A 26300-nucleotide genomic window follows, 5' to 3' on the forward strand; every position below is an offset into this window, starting at 1 on the left:
AAAAACCGAAGCATTTAACTTCGGTTTTTTTATTTTATTTATTCAGAGCTTTCGCCAAATCTTCTTTTTTATTTCGGCTGAGCGGTATTTTAGTATTACCAATCTCAGCAAATTTGCTATTGAAACGATCAACCTTATCTATATTAATAATAAACGATTTATGTACTCTTAAAAATTTCTCTGAAGGCAATTCACTTTCAAAAGATTTCATAGTAGACAATACAAGGTGGGTTTCATCTTCAGTGTTTAACTTTACATAGTCACCAAAAGCTTCAATCCATTTTATTTTTGATATAAAAATCTTAAAGTTCTTAAGGTTACTTTTTATAAAGATAAAATCACCATCATCTTCAACCGTTTCTTTTTTGCGTTGCGCAGCTTCAATAGCCTTTTGAACGGCTTTATTAAAGCGGTCTTTTGTAATAGGTTTATGCAAATAATCAACTGCTGCATAATCAAAAGCCTTTAAAGCATAATCTGATTTCGCAGACACAAAGATAATCTGGGGCCTTGTCTTAAGGCCGTCTAACAGGTCAAATCCACTCTGTACCGGCATCTCTATATCAAGAAAAAGCAAGTCTACATTCTTATTAAGGATGCAGCTCCTGGTTTCCGACGCATTGGAAAAATCTCCCACAAGAGTAAGGTCTGGGTGTTCATTAACCAGTTTAGCGATGGTTATCCTATGTATTGTACTATCATCGACAACAACACAGTTTAGTTTCATTGGCTTTTATTAATTAGAATGTTCAGTAAATTTTTTCTTTTTGGGCTGGAAGAATACAAATATAAATAAAAAAAACCGTTTTTTTAACACAAGGAAAATCAAATTTTATGATTGCACATTAAATATAAATTACTATTTTTGCACCCAATTTTATAACAAATAAATACTTTGTATTATGAATCACTATGAAACTGTTTTCATTTTGAATCCCGTTTTATCTGAAACTCAGGTAAAGGAAACAGTAAGTAAGTTTGAAGATTACCTTACTTCACGTGGAGCCAAAATGGTATCAAAAGAGGATTGGGGCCTTAAAAAACTGGCTTATGAAATCCAAAACAAAAAAAGCGGATTCTACACGCTTTTCCAATTTGAAGCTCCGGCTGATATCCTAATCGGATTTGAAACTGAGTTCCGTCGTGACGAGAGAGTTATGCGTTTCTTAACTGTTGCTCTTGACAAACACGCTGTATCTTGGGCAGAAAGAAGAAGGGAAAAACTAAAATCTAAAGCAAACTAATTATGTCTACAATAGAGCAATCAGCTAAAGGCAAAAAAGACGGAGATATCAGATATCTTACGCCTCTAAACATAGAGACAAACAAAACTAAAAAGTATTGTCGTTTCAAAAAATCAGGAATCAAATATGTTGATTATAAAGATCCTGATTTCCTATTGAAATTCGTTAACGAGCAAGGTAAAATCCTTCCTCGTCGTTTAACAGGTACTTCTCTAAAATACCAGAGAAAAGTTTCTGTAGCAGTAAAAAGAGCACGTCATTTAGCATTAATGCCATATGTGGCTGATTTATTAAAATAAAAACGAGTCATTGTAATGGAACTTATACTTAAGCAAGACGTTCAAAATCTAGGATTTAAGGACGATGTAGTTACAGTTAAAGCCGGATATGGCCGTAACTACCTAATACCTCAAGGATTTGCTACTATGGCAACTCCAACAGCTAAAAAAATACTAGCTGAAAACTTAAAACAACGTGCTTTTAAAGAGCAAAAATTAGTAGATGACGCTAAGAAAACTGCTGAAGCTCTTAAAGCCCTTGAAATAAAAATTACTGCTAAAGCAGGTGGCGAGAAACTATTTGGTTCTGTAACCAATGCTGATATCGCTGAAGCTCTTGAGAAAGCTGGTCAGCCAATCGAGAAAAAATACATCACTAGCGGAATAGTTAAACGTACAGGTAAATATACTGCTAACGTAAGACTTCACCGTGATGTTATCGTTGAGCTTGCTTACGAAATCGTTGCTGAAGCACAACAGTAATTTTCAGAATTATATGAAAAGCCTTCCTTTTGGAAGGCTTTTTTATTTATACATATTTCAAAGCCACAATGAACTTTGTAACTTTGCCGCTTTGAAACTTTGCAACTTACACTATGAAATACGCAAGACTTACCAAACAACAACTGGAAGAACTTCATCCTGAATTTGTACGTTTTCTGGCTTCTCAGCAGATCGATAAAACAGAATGGGACAAGCTGAAAGAAGAAAAGCCCGAAGTAGCCGAACAGGAAATCGATGTTTTCTCAGATATGATATGGGACAGCGTTCTGGAAAAAGCAGAATGGCTGGAGCATTATTCCAAAAACCATATATTTCTTTTTAAACTTGATCAGGAAGGAATGGAAAGCATCGTTATACACGCACACAACACTCCTGCCGACTTTATGACCGAAAGCGGACTGATATGGCTTAACGAGAATATTTTCTCAGATGAAGTACATCTTACACGCGGTAAAAAAGCCTTTGGCGAAGACCGAAAAGCAGAAATATTCAGTCTGATAGAACAGGGTGCCATACTGAGTGACGGTGTACTGTACGGACAAATAGAAGATATGTTTTAAAAATCGCCTTAGGGCGATTTTTTATTTAAATTCATCATTTATAATACTAGTGATTTTCGGAAAGTTGGTTAAATTAGCAGGGCAAACAAACATTTGATACATGGATATCCTTGAAACCATTCAGGCACTGCGCGAAGAGCTTAATCAACACAATCATAATTACTACGTATTAGACAATCCTACCATAAGTGACCTTGAGTTTGATATGAAGCTCAAAGAGTTACAGATCCTTGAAGCTAAGTACCCTGAATATTTTGACGAGAACTCCCCTACCCAGCGTGTTGGCGGTGCTATAACCAAAAACTTCAACACTATTGTTCACGAAAGACGAATGTACTCTCTTGACAATGGTTATTCTAAAGATGAACTGCTGGAATGGGAAAAACGCGTACAGAAAGGTTTGGGTACCCATAAGGTAGAATATGTTTGCGAATTAAAATATGATGGTGCTTCTATAAGCATTACTTATGAAAATGGAGTGCTTTCTAAAGCCGTAACCCGAGGTGACGGTTTTCAGGGTGACGAGGTTACTACCAACATCAAAACTATTAAAGCTGTTCCTTTAAAACTGAAAGGCAACAATTATCCTGAAAAATTTGAAATACGCGGCGAGATAATCCTTCCATTAGAGGGATTTGCTAAAATGAACCAGGAGCTGATAGAAATTGGTGAAACGCCATATTCTAACCCTAGAAATACAGCATCGGGCAGCTTAAAACTTCAGGACAGTGCCGAAGTTGCGAAACGCCCTCTTGACTGTTTACTATATTTTGTGGTAGGTAACAACCTGCCATTTGAAACACAATTTGAAGGACTTGAGAAAGCGCGCCAATGGGGTTTTAAAGTACCTAAGCAATCAGAACTTGCCAAAAGCATGGATGATGTTTTTGCATTCATAGATCATTGGGATACACACCGCCATGACCTCCCTTATGAAACTGATGGCGTAGTTATCAAAGTAAATGACCTGCACCAACAGGATGAGCTTGGCTACACTGCCAAATCACCACGTTGGGCCATTGCCTATAAATTTAAAGCAGAACGTGTTACCACACGCCTTAACTCAATATCTTATCAGGTAGGAAGAACAGGAGCAATAACACCTGTTGCCAACCTTGAACCGGTACAACTTGCCGGAACTATTGTAAAACGCGCATCGCTTCACAATGCCGACCAAATAGAGAAACTCGATGTTCGTGTTGGTGATGAAGTATTCGTAGAAAAAGGCGGTGAGATCATACCTAAAATTATTGCTGTAGATTTTACCAAACGTCAGGAAGATTCAACACCGACAATTTATATTGATAAATGCCCTGAGTGCGATACACCTTTAGAACGCAAAGAAGGCGAAGCGCAGCACTACTGCCCTAACTTCTATGGTTGTCCGCCACAAATTATCGGGCGAACACAACACTATATTTCGCGTAAAGCAATGGATATTGAAGGTCTTGGTGGAGAAACCGTTGCCCTACTGTATAATGCTGACCTCGTTCACAATTATGCCGACCTATATGACCTGAAAAAAGAACAGGTGGTTCCGTTAGAGCGTATGGCTGACAAGTCGGCGCAGAATCTTATTGACGGTATTGAGAAATCAAAACAAGTACCGTTTGAGCGCGTGCTATATGCATTAGGTATCCGTTATGTTGGTGAAACCGTAGCCAAAAAACTGGCAAAACATTATAAGTCTATTGATAATCTGGCGAATGCATCCTTGATGGATCTTATCCTCGTGGATGAGATTGGCGAACGTATAGCGCAAAGCGTTATCGCTTTCTTTGAAAATGAAGAGAACCGCAAAATCGTTGAGCGCCTTAAAGGTTATGGTGTTCAGTTGGAAAAATCGGCTGATAATAATACCAGCGTGAGTGACAAACTTGCCGGAAAAACCTTTGTGGTATCAGGAGTGTTTGAGAAATTCTCCCGTGACGATCTTAAAAAAGCAATTGAAGACAACGGCGGTAAAGTAGGAAGTTCTATTTCTTCTAAAACACATTATGTAGTAGCCGGCGATAATATGGGGCCTGCAAAACTAGAGAAAGCAACGCAACTTGGTGTAGCGATTATCAGTGAAGATGATTTTCTAGAGATGCTTAGTAACTGAGAATCTTAGATACTGAGGCAAAAAATAAACTGGAATGAAGGACTACATAAAGATTATATTATCATTAATGTTAGCCTCATGTGGAAAAACAACTCCACAACTAACTGCTATGGAAAGTAATAAAGTAAACAACGATTCTATTTCAGGCAGTTATAATATTATTTCATTTCAAAATGAAGTAATACCCTCATGTAATTTACATATAGATATAGTTAAATCCGGAAAAGAATACAAATATTACTTAACAAGTAATCAAAGAAATGTAAAAGGTCAAGTGAAAATTTTTCAGGAAAATTCAACTCCAAAAGAGTTAGTGCTAGAATTTATTGGCTTGCAATACGATAGTTATGATGAGCGTTACAATGATCGTCCTAATGTTGGTGGAATTCTTCTAAATGATACATTAACAATTCAGGTTTATGGTAATAGCATGAATGAGTATGTAAAACTAGGTGAATGTGAACCAAAATACATTACACTTGTAAAGCAATAATAAAAACATTAATATCAAAACTAAGACCCTCAGAACCTTTAAAAGAAATGCTCTTTAACTCCATACAATTTGCTGTTTTCCTGCCATTAGTTTTTTTACTCTATTGGTGGATAGGCCCTAAAAATCTTCGCAAGCAAAATATACTTCTTTTTGTAGCCAGCTACTTTTTTTATGCGTGCTGGGATTGGCGTTTTCTTTTCCTACTGATGTTTTCTACACTATTAGATTACTTCACAGGATTGAAAATGGAAAACTGCAAAAGCCTGAAAAATAAAAAATTCTGGTTTTGGCTCAGCATCCTCATAAACCTGGGGTTCCTTGGAGTTTTTAAATATTATAACTTTTTTGTAGAAAGCTTTGCACAGGCAGTTGCCAACTTTGGACTAACGGTTCATCCTACCATTCTTAATATTATTTTGCCTGTAGGTATTTCATTTTATACTTTTCACGGATTATCCTATGTTATAGACATATACAAAGGCAGAATTACCGCAGAAAAAAACTTTATAGACTATGCACTTTTTGTGAGTTTCTTCCCTTTGCTGGTGGCAGGACCTATTGAACGTGCTACCCACTTACTACCTCAGCTAAAACGCGAACGCGTTTTTAATCTGGATAACATGAAAGACGGCCTCCGCCAGATACTCTGGGGGTTATTCAAAAAAGTTGTAATCGCCGATCAGTGCGCTCAGTATGCCAATCAGATATTTAATAATTCTGACGAACTGAATGGCAGCAGTCTTGCTTTTGGAGCATTATTCTTTACATTCCAGATGTATGGCGATTTTTCAGGCTATTCGGATATTGCAATTGGTACAGCGCGTCTTTTTGGAGTAGATCTGTTACGCAATTTTGCTTATCCATATTTCTCCCGGGACATCGCAGAATTTTACAGGAGATGGCATATTTCATTATCCAGCTGGTTAAGGGACTATGTTTATATTCCGCTTGGCGGTAGCAAAACCAATACTCCTAAAATGATACGAAATATTTTTATCGTTTTCATTCTGAGTGGTTTTTGGCATGGAGCCAACTGGACATTTATAGCCTGGGGAACGCTCAATGCTATATACTTTTTGCCGCTCATTCTTACAAACACACATAGAAAGAACATTGAAGTAGTTGCCAAAGGCAAATTAATGCCTACTTTCCGTGAGTTCACAGGTATTGTGATTACATTTGGTTTAACAGCCTTTTCAAGAATATTTTTCAGGTCGGAAAACATAACGCATGCCTTTAGCTACATCGGAAAATTGTTTTCCAGCTCTCTTTTCCTGGCGCCTGATTTTGAAGAAAAAAAGATCGCCATGCTTTTGATTGGTGTAACACTGGTTTTCTTGTTTATTGAATGGATTGGAAGGGAACAACCTCATGCTCTTAAAACTTTTGGACTTAACTGGAAACGTCCGGCCCGATGGACATTTTATTATGTCCTTATTGCTGCAATCGTTTTATATGGCGGCAAAGAACAACAATTCATATATTTTCAGTTTTAATCATGAAAAAGCTATTAATCTTATTTCTCAAATTTATCACACCTTTGCTGGCTGTGCTGCTTTTTTATGTTTGGAAGGATCCGTTTAAAGTGATATGGCATTATGATAGCTTTTATGACTCTGAAAAAAAAATCAGTTTTCCTCTAAATAAGGATTATGTAAGCACCACTACATATGACAACCAGTATAAGACGGAGCATTATGATTCTTTTATATTCGGAAACTCGCGCTCTATAATTTATGGCATCGATGAATGGAAAAAATATATACCGGTAGAGAGCAAAGCTTATCATTTTGATGCTTCTGCCGAAACTATATATGGCATTTGTAAAAAGATAGAATACATTGATTCAAAAGGAGAAAAGTTAAATAATGTCCTATTGATTGTGGATCACATGATATTAAATAGAGGCGAAAGCCTTGACGGACACCTTTTTGTTATCTCTCCTCAATTAACTTCCTATGAGAATACCGCTAATTTTCATCTACAGTTCTTAAAAACTTTTTATAACTATAAATTCTTCCCGGGATACATTGAATACACAATAACAGGAAAAATTAAACCTTACATGACTAAAGCTACTCTGGATGAAGAGCATTTCTTATATGACAAACGCACTAACGAAATGCGTTATACAATTGTAGACAAAGAAATTGAAGAAGGTAAATTCTATACACCCGAGCGCATGAAAGTGTTTTATAAGAGAGATACAGTTCAAAATTATGCTCCTCAGGTAATTAAAGAAAGACAAAAAGAACTACTTAATACTATAGCCACGATATTTAAGAAACAAGGCACAAATTATAAGATCATAATCAACCCTCTTTATGACCAAAAGAAACTCAATGAAGATGACATAGCATATCTGATAAAATTATTTGGAAAAGAAACTGTTTATGATTTTTCAGGAATTAATGACATTACGAATGATTACAGAAATTATTACGAATCGTCACACTACAGACCACAGGTTGCCACAAAAATCATGAGCGAAATTTACACACAGTAAGTTTTATATCAAAACTCTTTACCTTTGCAGCTTTGCAATAAAGAAAATGAACATTAAACTCCTTGCCATAGGCAAAACCGACAACAAAGCGCTTCAGCAATTAATTGACGATTATACTAAGCGTCTTTCTTTTTATGTAAAGTTTGAACTGGAAATAATTCCTGATATCAAGAACGTAAAAAATCTTAGTGAAGCACAGCAGAAAGACAAGGAAGGCGAACTGATACTATCCAAACTCTCTCCTACCGATCAGTTAATATTACTAGATGAAAATGGAAAAAACTTCAGTAGTGTTGGGTTTTCGGAAGAGTTGCAAAAGAAAATGAACTCAGGTATCAAGACACTCGTATATGTTATCGGCGGACCTTATGGATTTAGTCCGGAAGTATACAGCAAAGCGCAGGGAAAAATATCACTTTCAGCGATGACATTCTCTCATCAAATGGTGCGTTTATTCTTTATAGAACAGGTATACAGGGCATTTACAATATTAAGAAACGAACCATACCACCATCAGTAAGCTGATTTATGGATTTGGTTATTTGTTGATTTGAAATTCAAGAAGAATAAACAAATCAACGCATCAGCATATTAACAATTTTTACAGTTTCTACTGCTTCTTTAACATCATGAACCCTTAGTATTTTAGCTCCTTTTTGTAAAGCAATGGTATTAAGAACAGTCGTACCATTAAGCGCCTCCTGAGGAGCTATATCCAGTAGTTTATAAATCATGGATTTTCGAGACATACCTGCTAAAACAGGCAACTCTGTCATATTGAAAAGCTCCATTTTATTGAGTACTTCGTAGTTTTGTTCCAATGTCTTAGCAAAACCAAACCCGGGATCGATAATGATATCGTCTATACCATGTTTACGGGCCACATCAACCCTTTCGGAAAAATACAACAGCATCTCTCCCACTATATCCTCATACTGTGTCAGCTTTACCATTGTTTGTGGGTTACCACGCATATGCATCATAATATAAGGCACTTTTAGCTGACCTACAGTTTCCAGCATCTTATCATCCAGCATTCCTGCCGCAATATCATTTACAATGGCTGCACCGCTTTCTACTGCAGCTTTAGCTACAGCTCCACGGAAAGTATCAACAGAGATAAGCGCATCGGGAAAATGCTTAATTACCAACTCTACCGCCGGAACCATACGGGCTATTTCCTCCTCTTCCGAAACGAATTCAGCATTAGGCTTTGATGAATAAGCGCCTATGTCAATAAAATCGACTCCATCGGCAAGCAACTTTTCGGCCTGGTTCAAAAATTTGCTGTCGCTGTTATAATTTCCACCGTCAAAAAAAGAATCGGGAGTACAGTTAAGAATACCCATTACTTTGGGTTGTGATAAATCGACAAGCTTACCTTTACAGTTAATGAACATAGCTTCTATTTTTAAATCACCCTTGCCTTTAGGGGGCTTTTTTATTACATTTGAAAAAATTTCACATACAAAGATACTACTTAAATGAGTAATACTTCCCAGGAATACGACAAGGTAATTGCAATCTGCAGACAACTATACATCAACAAAATGAAAGATTACGGAAGTGCATGGCGCATACTACGCCTGCCATCGCTTACCGATCAGATATTCATAAAAGCACAACGCATACGCAGTCTACAGGAAAATGAAGTACGTAAAGTAGATGAAGATGAAACCGGAGAATTCATAGGTATCATCAACTACTCTATCATGGCCCTCATTAGCCTTGAAAGAGGTGTTGCCGATCAGCCGGATCTTGATGTTGAAGAAGCAACAAAACTGTATGACGAAAAACTGGGACTTACCAAAACCCTTATGGAAGCTAAAAACCATGACTATGGTGAAGCATGGAGGGATATGCGTGTGAGCTCACTAACTGATCTTATCCTGCAAAAGATACTTCGTGTAAAGCAAATTGAAGATAACAAAGGTAAGACCCTTGTATCAGAGGGTATTGATGCCAATTACCAAGACATGATAAACTATGCTGTTTTTGCTTTGATATTGATGAAATTCGGTCAATAACAAGTCATTAACAAATCGAATTGGCATAAGCCTTAAATTTGAGAAAAAACTCTTACCAATGGACAATTTTAAAAAATATATTCCTTTAGCAATACGCATTGTTGTAGCCTTTTTATTCATCATTTCGGCTGTAGCCAAAATGTACCCCTCCCCCTATTTTGCAATCTCTACATTTGAGGTAAAGCAATTGTACACGATGGGATTCTCTGAAGGTTTCGCTCCTCTATTCTCAAGAACACTTATAGGTATTGAATTCGCTTTGGGATTGCTGTTACTTCAGCCACACTGGCTTAAACGTTTTGTAATACCTGCAACTATAGCGCTTTTGTTAGTTTTTATAACCCACCTTACTATTCAAACATTAAGCAGCGGTAATGCAGGCAATTGTGGTTGTTTTGGTGAACTGCTGCCTATGACACCTGTTGAAGCTATTATTAAAAACATAATCGCTGTAGGACTATTGGTTTGGTTATACAAACTGTTACCTGCAGGTTCAGACCGAAATAATTTCTGGGTGCTAACAACAGTTACATTAGCATGTATTTTAGGAATATTTATGGTGGCACCTATAAAACCTGTACAGAACATTGCTATTGAGCCAAGTACTGAAGCAATTGAAGTAACAGAATCTACTGAAGAAACTCCAACAGACACAATTTCTCTGGCTCCTGCACAAATAGAAACACCAGTCGCTACTGAAACTGCGAAGGATGTTAAAGAAGTGGTTACTGTTGATGAACCCAAACCTGCAAAATCGGGATATGCATCATATTTTTCAAATGTAGATAAGGGTAAAAAAATTGTTGCATTATTTGCACCGGGGTGTGAGCACTGTATGGATACAGCAAAACAACTGACAGAAATGAAAGCTAAAAATAAAGACTTCCCTGAAGTACAAATTATCTTTATGGATGAGGAAGCAGAGAAAATACCTGACTTCTTCAAATTTGCAGGTACTCAATATCCATATAAGGTAATTGATATCATTTCTTTTTGGAAAGTACTTGGCAACAGCAAAGACACCCCTGGAATTGTTTACTTGTGGAATGGTAACAAGATTAAAGAATGGGATGGCATCAATGAGAAGAAATTCGTTGCTTCAGAACTTATGAAAGTTTATAAAAAGCCATATTCAGAAATTAAAAAATAGTATTGAGAACTGAGATGTTAGATTTGAGATAATAGATGCTTTGAACAAACATTTTCAAATTTTAAAATCAATTAATTTTCAAATCTTTATAAATTGATTCGATACTTTCTACATAAAACAGGATATGCTTTGCTTACGCTTTTTGGTGTAATCACTGTCATATTCTTTTTGTTTACAGTACTGCCGGGTGATCCGGCACGTATGATGCTGGATCAGAATGAAAATTCAGAACAGTTGGCACTCATAAAAAAGAAGTATGGTTTTGATCAGCCTGTTTCTACACAATACCTGTATTACCTGAACGACCTCTCACCTGTTTCTTTTCATAGTACCAATGCTGATGATTATACCTATTTGTCAGAGGGAAAATACAGTGCGCTAAAATTGTTTACCATTGGCAGTACGACTACCGTTATCAAAACTCCTTACCTGCGTGAAAGTTTTCAGAAAAGTGGTAAAAAGGTAACACAGGTTATAGGCGATACTTTACCTAACACCATAGTGCTTGCCATATTTGCGATTGTAATAGCTATAGTAATTGGCATTATATTCGGAATCATTTCCGCTTTATATAAAGACACCTGGATTGACAGAACAATTGCATTAGTAAGTACACTGGGCATGAGCCTTCCATCGTTCTTTGCGGCTATATTGTTTGCCTGGGTTTTCGGGTTTGTACTTCATAAAGTTACCGGACTCGATATGACAGGCAGCTTATATGAAGTTGATGATTTTGGTGAGGGTTCTTACATCAAATGGAAGAATATCATACTACCTGCCATAGTATTAGGTATACGTCCCCTTGGGGTTGTGATACAGCTAATGCGTAACTCTTTACTAGAAGTATTGAATCAGGATTATATTCGTACGGCAAGGGCAAAAGGACTTAGCGAACTTCGTATTATCCGTAAACATGCGTTAAAAAATGCCCTCAATCCGGTTGTGACTGCTATCTCAGGATGGTTTGCCTCAATGCTTGCCGGGGCAGTGTTTGTAGAATATATCTTTGGATGGAATGGATTGGGGAAAGAAGTTGTGGAGGCACTGAATACGCTTGACCTTCCTGTTATCATGGGATCGGTACTGGTGATTGCGGCTACTTTTGTAATTATAAACATCCTTGTAGACCTTATCTATGCGTATCTTGATCCGAGGATTAGATTATCATAATTTTTTTAACCACAAAGTTCACTATGTAAACACTAATAACACAAAGCTTTGTGTCCCGAAGCTATCGGAATAGTGATAAAACTTTGTGTGCCTTCTGGTTCACCTTAATACGAAAACGATATAATAACTTTTAATGATAATTGCATTGCAAATATTTCGTTTTGGCCACATATTTGTTGGATGTGATATTGTAAATTTGTTACTCTTTAATAAATAAAAATGAAAAAACTGCTTTTACTACCTATAGTTCTGTTCAGCATGATTTCATGCTCACAGGCACAGGAAACAGCTTTTACCAAAGCTGCCCTGGATTCTAAAATGACTTCACTTGACGGAAAAGAAGTTTCTTTTAAAGATGTCCTTGCAAAACACAAAGGCAAAACTGTTGTAATAGATGTTTGGGCTTCATGGTGTCCTGACTGTATTAAAGGCATGCCGAAAGTGCACGACCTTCAAAAACAATTCCCAAATGTTGATTATGTATTCCTTTCATATGACAGAGTTGATGAAAAGTGGAAAGAAGGGATTGAAAAATATGCCGTTAAAGGTGATAACTACCACGTTGGCAAAAGCATGAAAGAAGGTGACTTTGCCCGAGACTTAAAACTAGACTGGATACCACGCTACATGGTAGTTGACAAAAATGGAAAAATTGCATTGTTTAAAGCTATTGAAGCTGACGATGCTAATCTTATCGCTATTCTAAAAAAACTTAAATAATGAGAAAACAAATCGTTGCAGGAAACTGGAAGATGAATAATGACAGTGCCCAGACACAGGCATTGCTTGCTGAAATTATCGCTAAAAAACAGGAAGGTGGCATTGCTAAAGTGGTAGTTGCCCCTACTTTTGTTAACCTGCAGGCTGCGGTACAACAAACTAACGGTACAGGAATTATTGTTGCTGCTCAAAATATGCACCAGGCAGAAAGCGGTGCTTATACAGGAGAGATCTCTGTAGGCATGCTTAAAGGTATCCATGTAAATACGGTTATCCTTGGCCACTCTGAAAGAAGGGCTTATTTTGGTGAAACCAATGCCCTACTTGCCGAAAAAGTAAATACAGCACTTAAACACAATCTTACCATTATATTCTGCTTCGGTGAAGAACTTGCTGACAGACAGTCAGGCAACCACTTCAACCTTGTAGAATCTCAGTTAAGAGAAGCATTATTCCACATCAGCGAAAGCGACTGGAGTAATATCGTATTGGCCTATGAGCCGGTATGGGCAATCGGTACAGGAGAAACGGCTTCACCTGAGCAGGCTCAGGAAATGCACGCGTTCATCCGTAACCTTATCGCTACCAACGTAAGCGAAACCGTAGCAAAAAATATTTCTATCCTTTACGGAGGTAGTGTTAAGGCTGACAACGCCCGTGAGATATTCGGAAAACCGGATGTTGACGGCGGACTAATCGGTGGAGCATCGCTTAAAGCAGATGATTTCCTTGCCATTGTAAATGCTATTTAATCAGATACAGATATAAATGAGAAGCGGAACCAGTTGGTTCCGCTTTTTTTATTTTCCTGAATTCACGAACATTTCTTTATTTCTAAGGAACATGCCTATCCATAATATCATAATCAAAACCGGTGCTACCAAAGGTTGTTTACCCGATATTTCCAGGGCTGTTGCACCTGCAAAATAACAACTACCTAACAGAAAACCTACATTAGAGGTCTTTGGATATAGCAATAGTCCTCCTGCAAGTAAAGATCCTACCCCAATATATGGCAGGTAATCTATATAACCATATTTAGCAAGCTGATCTAATATAGATTCGGGTTCTGCCCTGAGTATTTTCATTACTCCCCCAATTACAAGCATTACCCCAATCAAGGAAGTAAGTACAATAGAAACTATACGTTTTGTTTTTGAAACCATCTTTATATTTTTTGATTATTAATTGTGGTAAAAGTATTTACATTTGCTATCCAATATATAGTACTATCCCGTTGGATAGCACTATCCTGAAAGATAGTAACGTAAAAATGAGATCAAATGCTTACAAGAGAAGGATGCCCGGAGAATATATTAGCTATTAAAGATGCCTTAGATGCACTTGAAGGAAGATGGAAACTCCTTATTATGGTATCATTAGTTAACGGAAACAAACGTTTTAAGGAAATTGCAAGAGAGATAGGCATTACCGACAAGATGCTTTCGAAAGAACTAAAAACTCTCGAGACGAATAAATTGATAAAAAGGGATGTATACGATACGTTTCCGCCCACTGTTGAATATTCCATTACTGCTCATGGAAAATCACTAGACAATGTACTGGAATCATTATCGAAATGGGGCAAACAGCATCGCAAAGAAGTAATCGGATAATAAAAAACGGAACCTGATTGGCTCCGTTTTTCTTATGTATTACATACTAAGCTGCAATCGTCTTCGCTTAATACGGTTTAATGTCTCGTTTGGCACTCCAAGATACGAAGCTAATATGTGCGGCTGAACCCTTTCTAAAAGTTCCGGCTTGTTTTTTATGATATATTCATAACGCTCAGAAGGCGTATACAATGTAAAGAAATCGTTATGCGCTTCAATTTTTGAAGTTACAAAGCTAAGGCAGTTTTTCCATAAAACGGTAAGCTGTGGTATAAGCTCAAAATCTCCAAAAAAAGTACTTTTATCGAGTACCAATACAGTAACAGACTCACAAGCCTCAATAGCTATTCCTTGAATAGCCGCTACAAGCTCTCCTTCAAAATAAAGTCCTTTATTAACCTCAACACTCTCTTCAATAGCGAAAGTGCGCAGGTATCCTTGCTCTACAAAATACAGAGCGTCATTTGTAGCTTCAGGCTGCGATAATAATTCACCCTTTTCAAAAGTCCGCCTGATAATTACCGGTTTAATCAATTCCCAACTTTCAGGAGTAAACCTCACTAATGAATTCAGGTAAGTAATTAATTTTTGCATAGCTCAATTGTTTTATAACTAATTTACTCACAATTAATGAGAATAAAATCTCCTTTAACTTTTCTTTAGATATAATAAAGGTTACTATTTTATCAGGATAATTGTTACCATACCGTTAAGCAGTTAACTTTAAATTTACCATTAAGCAACTTCAATTCCTGTCATCTTAATAATAGCTTGTTATTCTATTAATAAGAATATAAACTATATCGTAGAGTTTTGTAGCACTATTAAAAAACCAAAAAAAACCATGCTAAACAACTACATTAAAAAAGGATTGCTGCTTGCCGGATTCAGCCTTACGGTTCAGTTTGCAGATGCGCAGTCCCTACTCCATTACTGGAACTTTAACGACAATGCGTCAATAGCGGCTATTACAACACCTACTATAACTAATGGTGGTGCTGCAATTACTGCTACTGCGGGTCCTAATAATAGTATTATCGACTTTGCTGGGGGTACAGGACAAAATTTTGGAACGCTAAATGCTCAAAATGGCGATGTTGCCGGGGCTCACTTACGTTTTAATACACCTATAGGTGGTATACTTGAATTCACCATCCCTTCTACAGGATACGAAAATATCATTGCACGTTTCACAACCCGTCGTTCAGGTTCAGGAGCCGGTACACAAACATGGTCGTACTCAACTGATGGTGGTGCTACTTATATAGTGCTTACTACAATATTACCCGTTGATGGCGATCCTACACTTGCTACTCTGGATCTAACTGCTATTACAACAGCAGACAATAATGCTAACCTTAAGCTTAAGGTAGAATTCTCACAACTTCCCGGAGGTGCAGCAGGTAATAACCGTTTTGACAACTTTACCGTACACGGTGATGTTGTAGGTGGTGGCGATATTGCTGCTCCCATAGCGGTTTTTGCTCCAGCTAACAATGATATGAACATTGAAGTATCGGTAAATCCTACTATTACTTTTAATGAACCTATCCGTCTTGCCGACAATTCTGCTATAAACAATACAAACATAGACGCTGTTGTAGAATTACGTCTTAACGATGCGGCAGGAACAATCGTTCCGTTTGACGCAACATATGCCAACAATACAATTACAATTGTACCAACAACTGCCCTGCTTAACGCTCAGCAATACTACATTGCACTTTTAGCAAACACGGTAGAAGACATGGCTGACAACGGTATAGATGAAACAAAATCAGCTACATTCAATACTATCGCTGTTCAGTCGCCAATCGTTGCAGGCGACATGGCTTTTACAGCTTACAGAATGAACGCTACAGGTACAGAAGATGAAATAGCGCTTCTTACATTTGTAAATATCGCTCCGGGTACTTTCGTTACAATTACCGATTCTAAATACACAACGAACGCGACTCCACAATGTGCTAACGGTCTTATTTGGACAGCTACTGACTGCGTTCCTGCAGGTTCAGTTATCACTATCCAGACATCAGCAATGATAGCGAGCACAGGTACACTTACAGGTTCAGGCTTTGGCCTTAGCTCAAATGGTGATCAGGTGATTGTTTATACAGGTACTGCTGCAAATCCTAACTATATTACAGCTCTTACCTCGAACGGATGGGTTACTGCTAATACTGACTGTGGTGGAAGCCTTTCTATGAAACCGTCTGCGCTTACTGATGGCGCTACTGCTTTTAACAACAGTACTAACGCTGCAAACGTAAACGGAAACACGGTTAATGCTTTCTACAGCGGAACTCAAACCGGTGCTCCTGCAAACCTTAAAGCTACTATCCTTAACCCAGCAAACTGGACTGGTGTTGCGGGTGGTACAGCTCCGCAAACATGGCCAACATGGGCATTCCCTGGTGCTCCAACAGTACAGAGCGCAACTGTAACTTCAGCTACTACTATCGTTCTTACATTCAATAATGCACTTGAGGCAGCATCGGCTACCAATGTGGCTAACTATACAGGTGTTGCAGGATTAGGTTCAGCTACACTTAACGAAAATACTGTAACACTTACATTTACTATTCCGTTTGCTGCAGGTTCTGAAAACACACTGGTAGTAGACAATGTAATGGATGCTTCAGGTCTTGAAATGGCTTGCTCTTACAGTTTTACTTTCGATTATACATCAACAATATCACTTGCTGACGATTTTATCGTAGTGAACGAAGATCACGGTACGTTAAACTTCATCATCAACCTTGAAAGCCCTGCGGCAGGATCGGTAGACGTGGTTCTTAAACCTGCTCCGTTTAGCACTGCTACAGCTGGTGAAGACTTTACGTTTGCTACACAGACACTTACCTTTACAGGTTCAAGCCCGCTTACACATACAATCGCTATTCCCATTCTTGACGATGCGACTGCCGAGCAACACGCTGAGTACTTTGTACTGAGTCTTGAAAATGCTAACGGTGTTGCTATCGAAGGCGAAACATTTGCTACTATCTACATTAAAGATAACGACAGAACAGCTCCTGTTCCTAATCAGGAAATTGAGCTTAACTATATCGGAAGCTTTGACCCTTCAGGAGCGAACTCCAGTACTTGTGAAATTGTAGTTTATGACCCTGTAAGCCAAAGGCTATTCACTACCAGTGCAGTAGCAGGTTACCTTGACATTGTAAACTTCTCTGATCCAACCGCTCCTGCTGAAGTATCTTCAATCGATATGAATGTTTATGGTGGTGTTACCAGCGTTGCGGTTAAAAACGGACTTGTTGCAGTTGCTTCACCGGCTAACCCTGAACACCTTGACGGATCGGTAGTATTCTTTGATACTAACGGTACATTCATTAATCAGGTTACTGTAGGTGCACTTCCTGACAATATCTCTTTTACTCCTGACGGAACAAAAGTACTTACTGCTAATGAAGGCCAGCCAAACAGCGACTATTCTATTGACCCGGAAGGTTCGGTAAGTATCATCGACATTACAGGTGGTGCAGCTAACCTTACGCAATCAAACGTTACTACATTATATTTTACTGCATATAATGCGCAGGAATCAACTCTTATTGCTTCTGGTGTGAGGAAACTGAAGCAAGAGAGTACCCTGTCGCAGGATTTTGAACCGGAATATATCACTACAGCTGCTAACTCTGAGAAAGCATGGGTTACTCTACAGGAAAACAATGCCATCGCTGAGATCAACCTTACCAACAACAGTATAACAGACATCTGGGCTCTTGGTACTAAAGACGTAAGTACAATGGGTAACGGCTTTGATATATCTGACAACAACAATGAGATACTTATTGCCAACTGGCCAATAAAAGCATACTATATGCCGGATGGTGTAGCTACCTACAATGTAAATGGTACTAACTATTTAGTGACAGCTAACGAAGGTGATGAAAAAGAATACACAGGATTTGTTGAAAGGACAACTATAGGAGCTTCTTCTTACACTCTTGATCCTACTGCATTCCCTCATGCTGATATGCTTAAAAAATCATTCAACGCAGGTCGTTTCAGAGTTACTGCTTTTGATGGTAAAAACGAAGCAGGTACTGCTTATGAAGAGATTTACGCTTTAGGTTCACGTTCGTTCTCGATCTTCAATGCAGATACTAAAGAAATCGTATTTGACAGTGGTGATGATTTTGAAATGTATACAGCCCTTACACCTTCTATCAATGCATTATTCAACTCTGACCACGAAGACAACTCACCAAAAAGCCGTAGCCGTGCTAAAGGTCCGGAACCGGAAGGTGTAACCATAGCTGAACTTGGTGGTAAAACTTTTGCCTTTATAGGTCTTGAGCGTATTGGTGGTGTAATGGTATATGATGTAACAGACCCAACTGATGTTAAGTTTGTTGACTATAAAAACAGCCGTAGTGTTTCTGCTTATGCAGGTGACCACGGTCCGGAAGGCATCACACATATTAAGGCTGCTGACAGCCCTGACGGAAAAGACTACATTATCGTAGCAAACGAAATAAGCGGTACGCTTACTATTTTCGAAGTTGATACTACAACCCTTGGTGGTGGAGAATTCAACCCTGAGCCTAAAACGTTCGTGGTATTCCCTAACCCATCGGTAAATGGTGTTGCTTACTTTAACCGTGCTGCAGATATCGAAGTATATGACTACAGCGGAAAACTGATCTTATCGGCTAAACAAGCCCTTACAATAGATACATCTAAGATGGCAGCAGGTATGTACCTGGTAAAAACATCTGAAGGTATCGTGAAAAAGCTACTCGTTAAATAGAGTGTTAGTTTCGTGTTTTTTAATTTTTTCAATTGAAAGTCCTGCCCCTAAAAAGGCAGGATTTTTACATTTAAGGCTTTTCCTGTATCAATATATTTAAGTACTTTGTACTATAAATATCCCAACCATGACCTATCTAAATCCAATCTCAATTTTCTGGATGTTTATCCTCACGGCATTTATACTGCATAAACTCAGGAAAAAGAAAACCTCTAAAATAGTCTTCATCATTACTATTACCTGCTTATTCCTGTCTACGGTAACTCCATTACCTGTCTGGCTTATCCATAACTTAGAGCAGCACTATCCGGTATATAAACCATCGGGTAATGAAAGACTTCCTGTACTTGTATTGGGTAATTACCACGCCGATGACACTTCCCTTTACCCAAGCCAGAAACTATCGGCACAATCGTTACAAAGAGTTACTGAAGGAGTTCGTATCTATAAGCTACAATCCTCCTGCCCTATCACATTTTCGGGTTTTGCAGTAAATGATAAAATATCAACAGGCAAAGTAGGTAGTGAAGCGGCAGTAAGCCTTGGTGTATCGCCAAAGGATACAATTATCTTACCCGCACCGCGAAATACTTATGAAGAAGCATTAGTCTATAAAAAACGTTTTGGAACCAAAAACAAATTCATACTAGTTACCAGTGCTACACATATGCCCCGTGCAATGGCAGTTTTCGAAAAATTAGGTATGAAGCCCATAGCAGCACCTACAGGATTTTTAATAAAAGAAGGTACGAAAGAGTCAGTATACAACTGGTGGCCATCCTCTATGAAATTATTTTATACAGAAGCAGCTATGTATGAATATAGTGCACAATTGTATTATAAATGGTTTAAATGATTTTTCAATAATCAACACCATACTTTATTCCTCTTTTTCTGAAAAAATCTTTAAGGACATTTAATCTTTCCTGACATTCACGTATATCAGAATATTTATCCAAACCTGCAGGATCAGGTTTCATAACAGTTCCTCCACATTCAAAACACATTTCATAATAACAGAGTACTTCATTTTTTTCATCAAAAAAAAGAATTGCGTTTCTCGGTGTATAGCAGTTAGCTATTTCTACAGGAAAATTTCCTCTGGGTATTTTCTTAAGCGTATAATTAATAAGTATATTACTCAGTGCATTTATACTTTTTTTATCAAGCAGAATCTCTTCTACTATTTTATATGACCAGTCAACAGTATCTAAAAGAATACCTTGGGTTTTCAAAATTTTTATCGAAACATTTGAATTTTTATTATCCTCTTCATTTACAATTCCATGCATCCTTCCGTGAAAAGATATGAGACTAATTTTTACCGCTTTATCGAACGGAAATATCTTATTTCTCTCCTCTATGGTTTTCTTACCATACCAGCCGCATTTATAAGTTTGAGCAAATGATCCGTGACCTAATGACAGTAACAACAATAAAAATAATCCGAATATGTTTTTCATGGTGTTGGAATTATCTGATAAATATATAAAAAAATACCCCTGACTTTGTCAGGGGTAAATTATATCAATAACGACAGAAATAATCAATTACTGTCTTTTCAGTCTGTTTTCAAGGTAAAGATTGACTTCACCATTAATCAGGGAATATTCAATAGCTTTTTGCTGTTCCAACCTGTCGGTAAACAGAATCCCCATCAGGTGATCGGTCTCATGCTGAAAGATAACCGCTGTAAAGCCCTCAATTATCTCTTCATGATGCTGCCCATTGCGGTCATAGTAAGCAAGTTCGACGGTATAATGACGTAACACATCTCCCCTTATGTCTGCTATTGAGAGGCAACCTTCGGTTCCCTTTCGCAGCAATGCCGACCTCCATTTTATTTTAGGGTTGATATATGCCTCAAACGGTTCACCGGGCTTATCAAAACGCTGAACCAATATCACATTACGGTTAATGCCAATCTGTGGCGCAGCAATACCCACGCCGGTATTGGCAGGGTCATTTACAGTTGCCAGCATACGATCCAGTAGCAATGGCAGCAATTCTTCCTTCAGTCCGATATCTATAGATGCTCCTTTAAGTATCTTAGCATCGGCCGGATCGGTAATCTGAAGCACACGCATCATATCTTTCTTACCGCCAGAAGAAATAATGCTACGCTCGGTTTCAGAAAGCTTTTGGGCTTCAACCGAAACCACCAGCATCAGGAATAATGAGGTTAATACCGCTTTTTTCATGATTAGATTCCCGCTACTGCTTTGATCTCATCGATAATCCTTACCGCAAGCTCATCGGCTTTTTGCTGTGTATGAGCTTCAGTATAGATCCTGATGATAGGCTCAGTATTCGATTTTCTCAGGTGCACCCAATCTTCGGCAAAATCAACTTTCACACCATCAACAGTGCTCACCTGTTCGTTTTTATATTTATCTGCCATAGCCACAAGGATGGAATCTACATCAATTTGTGGTGTAAGCTCAATCTTATTTTTGCTCATGTAGTACTGAGGGTAAGATGCTCTAAGAGCAGCCACGCTCATTTTCTTTTCAGCAAGATACGTCAGGAACAAAGCCACTCCCACCAGTGAATCACGACCATAGTGAAGCTCAGGATAAATGATACCACCATTACCTTCGCCGCCTATGATAGCGTTATTCTTTTTCATCATTTCCACAACGTTCACCTCCCCTACTGCACTGGCTTCGTAAGTTCCGCCATGTTTTTGGGTGATATCACGTAGTGCACGTGAAGACGACATATTAGAAACTGTATTACCGGGTGTTTTGCTTAATACATAATCAGCAACAGCAACAAGGGTGTATTCTTCACCAAACATCTCACCATCGTCAGATATAAATGCCAAACGGTCAACATCCGGATCGACTACGATACCAAAATGTGCTTTCTCTTCCACCACCAGCTTACAGATATCGCCAAGGTGTTCCTTAAGTGGTTCTGGATTGTGTGGAAAATGTCCGTCAGGTGTACAATATAAACGTACTACCTCAACTCCCATCTGCTCAAGCAATTTAGGAATAATGATACCTCCTGACGAGTTAACACCATCAACAACTACTTTAAAGCCGGCTTGTTTTACGATTTCAGCATCTACTAAAGGTAGTTCCAGCACCTCATCGATATGGATGTCCATATACGCATCGTTGCGGGTTACTTCTCCAAGGCTGTCTACATCGGCAAAATCGAAAGCTTCGCTTTCAGCGATTTCTAATATTTTAGCGCCATCGGCACCGCTAAGGAACTCTCCTTTTTCGTTAAGCAGCTTCAGTGCATTCCATTGTTTTGGGTTGTGACTTGCTGTAAGGATGATACCTCCATCGGCTTTCTCAAGCGGAACAGCTACCTCAACCGTAGGGGTTGTAGAAAGGTCAAGATCGATAACATCGATACCCAGACCAACTAATGTATTAACTACAAGGCTTTGTATCATTGGCCCCGATATACGTGCATCACGTCCTATAACTACGGTAAGTTTATCTCTTTTAGTATGGTTTTTCAGCCATGTGCCATAAGCAGCGGCAAATTTTACAGCATCAAGTGGTGTCAGGTTATCTCCGGTTTGACCACCGATTGTACCTCTGATACCTGATATAGATTTGATTAATGTCATTTTGGTTACAAATTTTAGTAAGGCAAATATAAGCGATAGCCCTTCTTTTTCCATTTAGTTTACGTGGGAATTTATCAACCGGGAAAATGAAAGTTACAAAGCATTTGAAACTACGAAACTTTTCGCTATATTGTACCTATGAACTTTCTTGCTCACATATACCTTTCAGGCGATAACGACCTTATTAAAATTGGTAATTTCATGGCTGATGGCATTCACGGAAAACCCGAAAACTTTCCCGCCGATGTGCAGAAAGGAATTATGCTGCACCGTGCCATTGACACTTATACCGACGCTCACCCTGTTTTCAGACAGGGTACTAAACGCCTGCATGCCCGCTACCACCATTACGCAGGTGTTATCATGGATATTTTTTACGATCATTTTCTGGCAAAGAACTGGTCAGACTATCATAATCAGCCTCTTTTAGATTATACACTAGCATTTTACAAATCGCTGGAAGACAATTATGAAATCCTGACCGAAAAAACCAAAGGCCTTATGCCGTATATGGTTCAATACAACTGGCTTGTCAGCTATGCCACTGTTGAAGGTATTGCCCGCATACTGACCCAAATGGATAACCGCACCAAAAACAAATCCGGTATGCGGACTTCAGTAGATGAGTTACTGGAATTCTACAAAGAATATGAAACTGAGTTTACTGCTTTTTTTGAGGATATGAAAGTCCATGTCAAAGAAAAATTTGATGAAATAAATAAGTGAGCATAGGCATTATAAGCTACCCTATCACGATTTTAGCCTTAAAAAACATATAATGCTTAGGTATTTTTTAACGAATGGCTTAACTTAGCATTTTTAAAAAATCCCCAACATTTTAGTCACAAAACATGCAAAACCGTAAAGTTTCAAAGGTCAGATTATTTTTCCGTAATAGCCTGCGCCGCCTTGAAACCCTGTTCTTTATACTTAAAAATCTACTTTCTGAAAGGCATTTTATGTACCTTTCGTGTGTAGTAGTTGCTATTTCTACGGCATTTGCTGTAATTATCCTAAAAAGTTTTGCCCACAACGTTTTTCTGTTGGCTACTTATGTAAACAAATATCTTAAATTACCTTACATAAACAGTATACTGCCTGTTGTGGGTATCTTGCTTACAGTATGGGTAGTGAAACGCCTGCTGGATGGCAAAATTGAAAAGGGTAGCTCGCGCATACTTTATGCCGTTGCCAAAAAAGGCGGAATCATGCCACGTAAACAAATGTATTCTCAGATCATAACAAGCTCACTTACTGTCGGCTTGGGAGGATCTGCAGGACTTGAGTCTCCCATAACCATTACGGGAGCGGCATTCGGGTCTAACTTTGCTCAAAACTATAAACTCTCACAAAAAGATCGTATCCTGTTGTTAGCCTGTGGAGTAGCTGCCGGTATTGCAGCTGCCTTTAATGCCCCGATTGCAGGAGTGCTATTCGCAATTGAAGTAGTGCTCACTGACGTAGCCATTACAGCTTTTATCCCTATTATGATATCTGCAGCAACAGGTGCTCTTGTATCTAACATTGTAATCAACGAAGAGGTACTACTATCATTTAAAGACCAATATGAATTCGATTACCACAATATACCCTACTATGTACTTATCGGATTGCTGGCAGGATTTGTATCACTATATCATGCACGTACTTTCCAAAAAGTAGAGGCTCATTTTGAAAAGCTCCGCATAAAAGGCTACCGGAAAGCACTTTATGGAGCACTACCTCTTGCCGGACTAATATTTGTATTCCCTATGCTTTTTGGGGAGGGATATGAAACCATTAAGACACTTGCCAATGACACCCCCCAGGAACTTCTTGACAATACCATTCTGGAACAGTTCAGGGATAATGGTTGGGTTTTATTGCTATTTGTTGGCGCTACGATGCTTGTAAAAGCTTATGCAACAGGACTTACCCTGGCCAGTGGTGGTAACGGTGGAAACTTTGCCCCATCGCTTTTCGTAGGCTCTTACCTTGGTTTTTTAGTCGCTAAGTTCTTCACTCTCTTAGGGTTTGAGAATATACCGGTAGCCAACTTTACTATTGTTGGTATGGCCGGAATATTGAGCGGGCTATTCCATGCACCATTAACTGCTATGTTCCTGATTGGTGAAATTACAGGTGGTTATGGGCTTATGGTTCCTCTTATGATCGTTTCGTCGGTTAGTTTTGCAGTATCAAAACAATTCGAAAAACACTCTATGGACGTTAAACATTTAGCAGCTAAGGGTCAGGTATTTACCTCTGATAAGGATAAAAACATACTATCCGGAATTGATATTCTTAAAGTCATTGATACTGAAGTACAACCACTTACACTAAATCAGAAAACTGAAGACCTGATAAGCCTCATAGCTACTACGCCACAAGCACAGTTCGCTGTTATCGATGATAAGCGTAAATTAATTGGCGTTATAGATTTTGAAAAGGTAAGACCTATACTTTTCAATGCGTTTCAGGTGAAATACACTCCATTGGCAGACCTAATGACAGTACCTGCCGAGGTGGCCTGTATGGAAGATTCAATTGAAATGATAATGGATAAATTCGACATATCAAATACTGACTATCTTCCACTTATAAAAGAGGATCGCTATTACGGTTTCATTTCAAAGACTAAAATACTGGAGGCTTACAGGACTAAATTAAAAGAAATGCTGATTGAGTAATTTCAGATTACCTGAATTTGGTTTTTCAAAAAGATAAAATACGCTTCTTTGAAGCATAAAAAAACGGGCAGTCAAAAATGACTGCCCGTTTTTTATATTGTCGAAATAATATACCGATCAGTATATTATTTATTTCCTTTTTCGAAATCGGCAACGAATTGTGCCAGTCCGATATCTGTAAGTGGATGTTTCAATAAACCGGTAATTGCAGATAATGGACCTGTCATAACATCGGCTCCAATTTTTGCACAGTTAACAATGTGCATTGTATGACGTACAGAAGCAGCAAGTATTTGTGTTTCATACCCATAATTATCATAGATCATTCGAATCTCTTCGATAAGACCAAGACCATCTGTAGAAACATCATCAAGGCGACCAACAAATGGTGATACATACGTAGCACCTGCCTTTGCAGCAAGTATAGCCTGACCGGCAGAGAATACAAGGGTTACATTGGTTTTAATACCTCTGTCTGCAAAATATTTAGCAGCCTTAACGCCGTCTTTGGTCATAGGCAGTTTTACAACAATCTGCTCATGAAGATCAGCAAGTTCTTCGCCTTCCTTTACCATTCCTTCAAAATCAAGGGCATTAACCTCAGCACTCACGTCACCATCCACAATATTGCATATGTCGACATAATGTTTCAGGATGTTGTCCTTACCTGTAATACCTTCCTTTGCCATAAGCGAAGGGTTTGTAGTTACCCCATCAAGAACACCAAGTTCCTGAGCTTCTTTAATCTGTGCAAGGTTTGCAGTGTCAATAAAAAATTTCATCGTATTCTCTTTTGTTTGTGGATATAAAAGTTGCACAAAGCTACAATTTATAAACCACGATGCAATAATTTCAAACGTTTTTTATATAACAAAAAACAGTATAGCAAT

27 protein-coding genes are annotated in these 26300 nt (G+C 38.3%); 19 read left to right on the forward strand and 8 right to left on the reverse strand.

The genetic code is table 11. The annotated features are described in order from the left end of the window. Positions 1 to 34 precede the first annotated feature (34 nt). A complete protein-coding gene (locus tag ACFSR3_RS14680; RefSeq protein ID WP_114759313.1) occupies positions 35 to 727 on the reverse strand; it encodes a LytR/AlgR family response regulator transcription factor in 693 nt (230 codons plus the stop codon). A 175-nt stretch (positions 728 to 902) separates the two neighbouring features. Between ACFSR3_RS14680 and rpsF the strand changes: the two genes are divergently transcribed. The 9 genes from rpsF to rlmH all read left to right on the forward strand — a co-directional run bounded on the left by rpsF (position 903) and on the right by rlmH (position 8209). Next, positions 903 to 1244, forward strand: coding sequence for a 30S ribosomal protein S6 (rpsF, locus tag ACFSR3_RS14685; protein ID WP_114759312.1), 342 nt, complete (start codon positions 903 to 905; stop codon positions 1242 to 1244). A gap of 2 nt (positions 1245 to 1246) precedes the next feature. Continuing rightward, a complete protein-coding gene (gene rpsR, locus ACFSR3_RS14690) occupies positions 1247 to 1543 on the forward strand; it encodes a 30S ribosomal protein S18 (protein ID WP_020211613.1) in 297 nt (98 codons plus the stop codon). A 15-nt stretch (positions 1544 to 1558) separates the two neighbouring features. After that, entirely contained in the window at positions 1559 to 2005 is a 447-nt protein-coding gene (gene rplI / locus ACFSR3_RS14695; protein WP_114759311.1) for a 50S ribosomal protein L9, read from the forward strand. A 113-nt stretch (positions 2006 to 2118) separates the two neighbouring features. Next, positions 2119 to 2586 (forward strand): DUF6495 family protein, encoded by a 468-nt coding sequence (locus ACFSR3_RS14700; protein ID WP_379822036.1) that lies wholly within the window; start codon positions 2119 to 2121, stop codon positions 2584 to 2586. Positions 2587 to 2686: 100 nt separating this feature from the next. Beyond that, entirely contained in the window at positions 2687 to 4690 is a 2004-nt protein-coding gene (gene ligA / locus ACFSR3_RS14705; protein ID WP_379822038.1) for an NAD-dependent DNA ligase LigA, read from the forward strand. Positions 4691 to 4724: 34 nt separating this feature from the next. After that, positions 4725 to 5183 carry a hypothetical protein gene (locus ACFSR3_RS14710; RefSeq protein WP_379822040.1) on the forward strand — a complete coding sequence of 153 codons (459 nt, stop codon included), beginning with the start codon at positions 4725 to 4727 and terminating at the stop codon, positions 5181 to 5183. Between the two features lie 47 nt (positions 5184 to 5230). Further along, positions 5231 to 6679 (forward strand): MBOAT family O-acyltransferase, encoded by a 1449-nt coding sequence (locus ACFSR3_RS14715; protein WP_379822041.1) that lies wholly within the window; start codon positions 5231 to 5233, stop codon positions 6677 to 6679. Between the two features lie 2 nt (positions 6680 to 6681). Then, positions 6682 to 7689, forward strand: a complete 1008-nt coding sequence (locus ACFSR3_RS14720; RefSeq protein ID WP_379822042.1) for a hypothetical protein — start codon at positions 6682 to 6684, stop codon at positions 7687 to 7689. Between the two features lie 46 nt (positions 7690 to 7735). Further along, positions 7736 to 8209, forward strand: coding sequence for a 23S rRNA (pseudouridine(1915)-N(3))-methyltransferase RlmH (rlmH, locus tag ACFSR3_RS14725; RefSeq protein ID WP_379822044.1), 474 nt, complete (start codon positions 7736 to 7738; stop codon positions 8207 to 8209). A gap of 55 nt (positions 8210 to 8264) precedes the next feature. Here rlmH and folP read toward each other — a convergent pair whose 3' ends face one another. Beyond that, positions 8265 to 9089, reverse strand: coding sequence for a dihydropteroate synthase (folP, locus tag ACFSR3_RS14730; RefSeq protein ID WP_379822045.1), 825 nt, complete (start codon positions 9087 to 9089; stop codon positions 8265 to 8267). 84 nt (positions 9090 to 9173) lie between these two features. Here folP and ACFSR3_RS14735 point away from each other — a divergent pair, with 84 nt between their 5' ends. The 5 genes from ACFSR3_RS14735 (at position 9174) to tpiA (ending at position 13508) form a co-directional block, all read left to right on the forward strand. Next, complete coding sequence (locus tag ACFSR3_RS14735) at positions 9174 to 9716, forward strand: DUF1599 domain-containing protein (protein ID WP_169522043.1); 543 nt, start codon at positions 9174 to 9176, stop codon at positions 9714 to 9716. Positions 9717 to 9774: 58 nt separating this feature from the next. After that, positions 9775 to 10866, forward strand: coding sequence for a MauE/DoxX family redox-associated membrane protein (locus ACFSR3_RS14740; RefSeq protein ID WP_379822047.1), 1092 nt, complete (start codon positions 9775 to 9777; stop codon positions 10864 to 10866). A 93-nt stretch (positions 10867 to 10959) separates the two neighbouring features. Next, positions 10960 to 12036: an ABC transporter permease gene (locus ACFSR3_RS14745; protein ID WP_379822048.1), complete on the forward strand. Its 1077-nt coding sequence runs from the start codon at positions 10960 to 10962 to the stop codon at positions 12034 to 12036. Between the two features lie 219 nt (positions 12037 to 12255). Next, complete coding sequence (locus ACFSR3_RS14750; RefSeq protein WP_379822049.1) at positions 12256 to 12756, forward strand: TlpA family protein disulfide reductase; 501 nt, start codon at positions 12256 to 12258, stop codon at positions 12754 to 12756. Then, complete coding sequence (tpiA, locus tag ACFSR3_RS14755; protein ID WP_379822051.1) at positions 12756 to 13508, forward strand: triose-phosphate isomerase; 753 nt, start codon at positions 12756 to 12758, stop codon at positions 13506 to 13508. The genes ACFSR3_RS14750 and tpiA overlap by 1 nt, the downstream gene beginning before the upstream one ends. Before the next feature lie 48 nt (positions 13509 to 13556). Here tpiA and ACFSR3_RS14760 read toward each other — a convergent pair whose 3' ends face one another. After that, on the reverse strand, positions 13557 to 13922 hold the full coding sequence (locus tag ACFSR3_RS14760) for a hypothetical protein (RefSeq protein WP_379822052.1): 366 nt from the start codon (positions 13920 to 13922) through the stop codon (positions 13557 to 13559). A gap of 117 nt (positions 13923 to 14039) precedes the next feature. On the opposite strand from ACFSR3_RS14760, the gene ACFSR3_RS14765 reads away from it, so the two are divergent. Continuing rightward, positions 14040 to 14372: a winged helix-turn-helix transcriptional regulator gene (locus ACFSR3_RS14765; RefSeq protein WP_379822054.1), complete on the forward strand. Its 333-nt coding sequence runs from the start codon at positions 14040 to 14042 to the stop codon at positions 14370 to 14372. Positions 14373 to 14411: 39 nt separating this feature from the next. On the opposite strand, the gene ACFSR3_RS14770 is transcribed toward ACFSR3_RS14765, so the two are convergent. Then, on the reverse strand, positions 14412 to 14966 hold the full coding sequence (locus ACFSR3_RS14770; protein WP_379822056.1) for a Crp/Fnr family transcriptional regulator: 555 nt from the start codon (positions 14964 to 14966) through the stop codon (positions 14412 to 14414). 250 nt (positions 14967 to 15216) lie between these two features. On the opposite strand from ACFSR3_RS14770, the gene ACFSR3_RS14775 reads away from it, so the two are divergent. After that, complete coding sequence (locus ACFSR3_RS14775) at positions 15217 to 19149, forward strand: choice-of-anchor I family protein (protein WP_379822058.1); 3933 nt, start codon at positions 15217 to 15219, stop codon at positions 19147 to 19149. Positions 19150 to 19276: 127 nt separating this feature from the next. Next, the gene (locus ACFSR3_RS14780) at positions 19277 to 20005 is read left to right on the forward strand and encodes a YdcF family protein (RefSeq protein WP_379822060.1); all 729 of its coding nucleotides are present in this window, start codon (positions 19277 to 19279) and stop codon (positions 20003 to 20005) included. A 4-nt stretch (positions 20006 to 20009) separates the two neighbouring features. On the opposite strand, the gene ACFSR3_RS14785 is transcribed toward ACFSR3_RS14780, so the two are convergent. From ACFSR3_RS14785 to glmM, 3 genes are all read right to left on the reverse strand, one after another. Continuing rightward, positions 20010 to 20612, reverse strand: coding sequence for a hypothetical protein (locus ACFSR3_RS14785; RefSeq protein WP_379822063.1), 603 nt, complete (start codon positions 20610 to 20612; stop codon positions 20010 to 20012). An 87-nt stretch (positions 20613 to 20699) separates the two neighbouring features. Next, positions 20700 to 21350 carry a peptide deformylase gene (gene def / locus ACFSR3_RS14790; RefSeq protein WP_379822065.1) on the reverse strand — a complete coding sequence of 217 codons (651 nt, stop codon included), beginning with the start codon at positions 21348 to 21350 and terminating at the stop codon, positions 20700 to 20702. A gap of 2 nt (positions 21351 to 21352) precedes the next feature. Further along, positions 21353 to 22741, reverse strand: a complete 1389-nt coding sequence (gene glmM / locus ACFSR3_RS14795; protein WP_379822114.1) for a phosphoglucosamine mutase — start codon at positions 22739 to 22741, stop codon at positions 21353 to 21355. 138 nt (positions 22742 to 22879) lie between these two features. On the opposite strand from glmM, the gene ACFSR3_RS14800 reads away from it, so the two are divergent. Then, positions 22880 to 23467 carry an acyl carrier protein phosphodiesterase gene (locus ACFSR3_RS14800; protein ID WP_379822066.1) on the forward strand — a complete coding sequence of 196 codons (588 nt, stop codon included), beginning with the start codon at positions 22880 to 22882 and terminating at the stop codon, positions 23465 to 23467. A gap of 125 nt (positions 23468 to 23592) precedes the next feature. Then, positions 23593 to 25410 (forward strand): chloride channel protein, encoded by a 1818-nt coding sequence (locus ACFSR3_RS14805; protein WP_379822068.1) that lies wholly within the window; start codon positions 23593 to 23595, stop codon positions 25408 to 25410. A gap of 125 nt (positions 25411 to 25535) precedes the next feature. Here the strand turns inward: ACFSR3_RS14805 and fsa are convergent, their stop codons facing one another. Next, complete coding sequence (gene fsa, locus ACFSR3_RS14810; protein ID WP_114759291.1) at positions 25536 to 26192, reverse strand: fructose-6-phosphate aldolase; 657 nt, start codon at positions 26190 to 26192, stop codon at positions 25536 to 25538. Positions 26193 to 26300 lie beyond the last annotated feature (108 nt).

This window comes from Flavobacterium suzhouense, assembly GCF_042684765.1.
Lineage (GTDB): Bacteria > Bacteroidota > Bacteroidia > Flavobacteriales > Flavobacteriaceae > Flavobacterium > Flavobacterium suzhouense.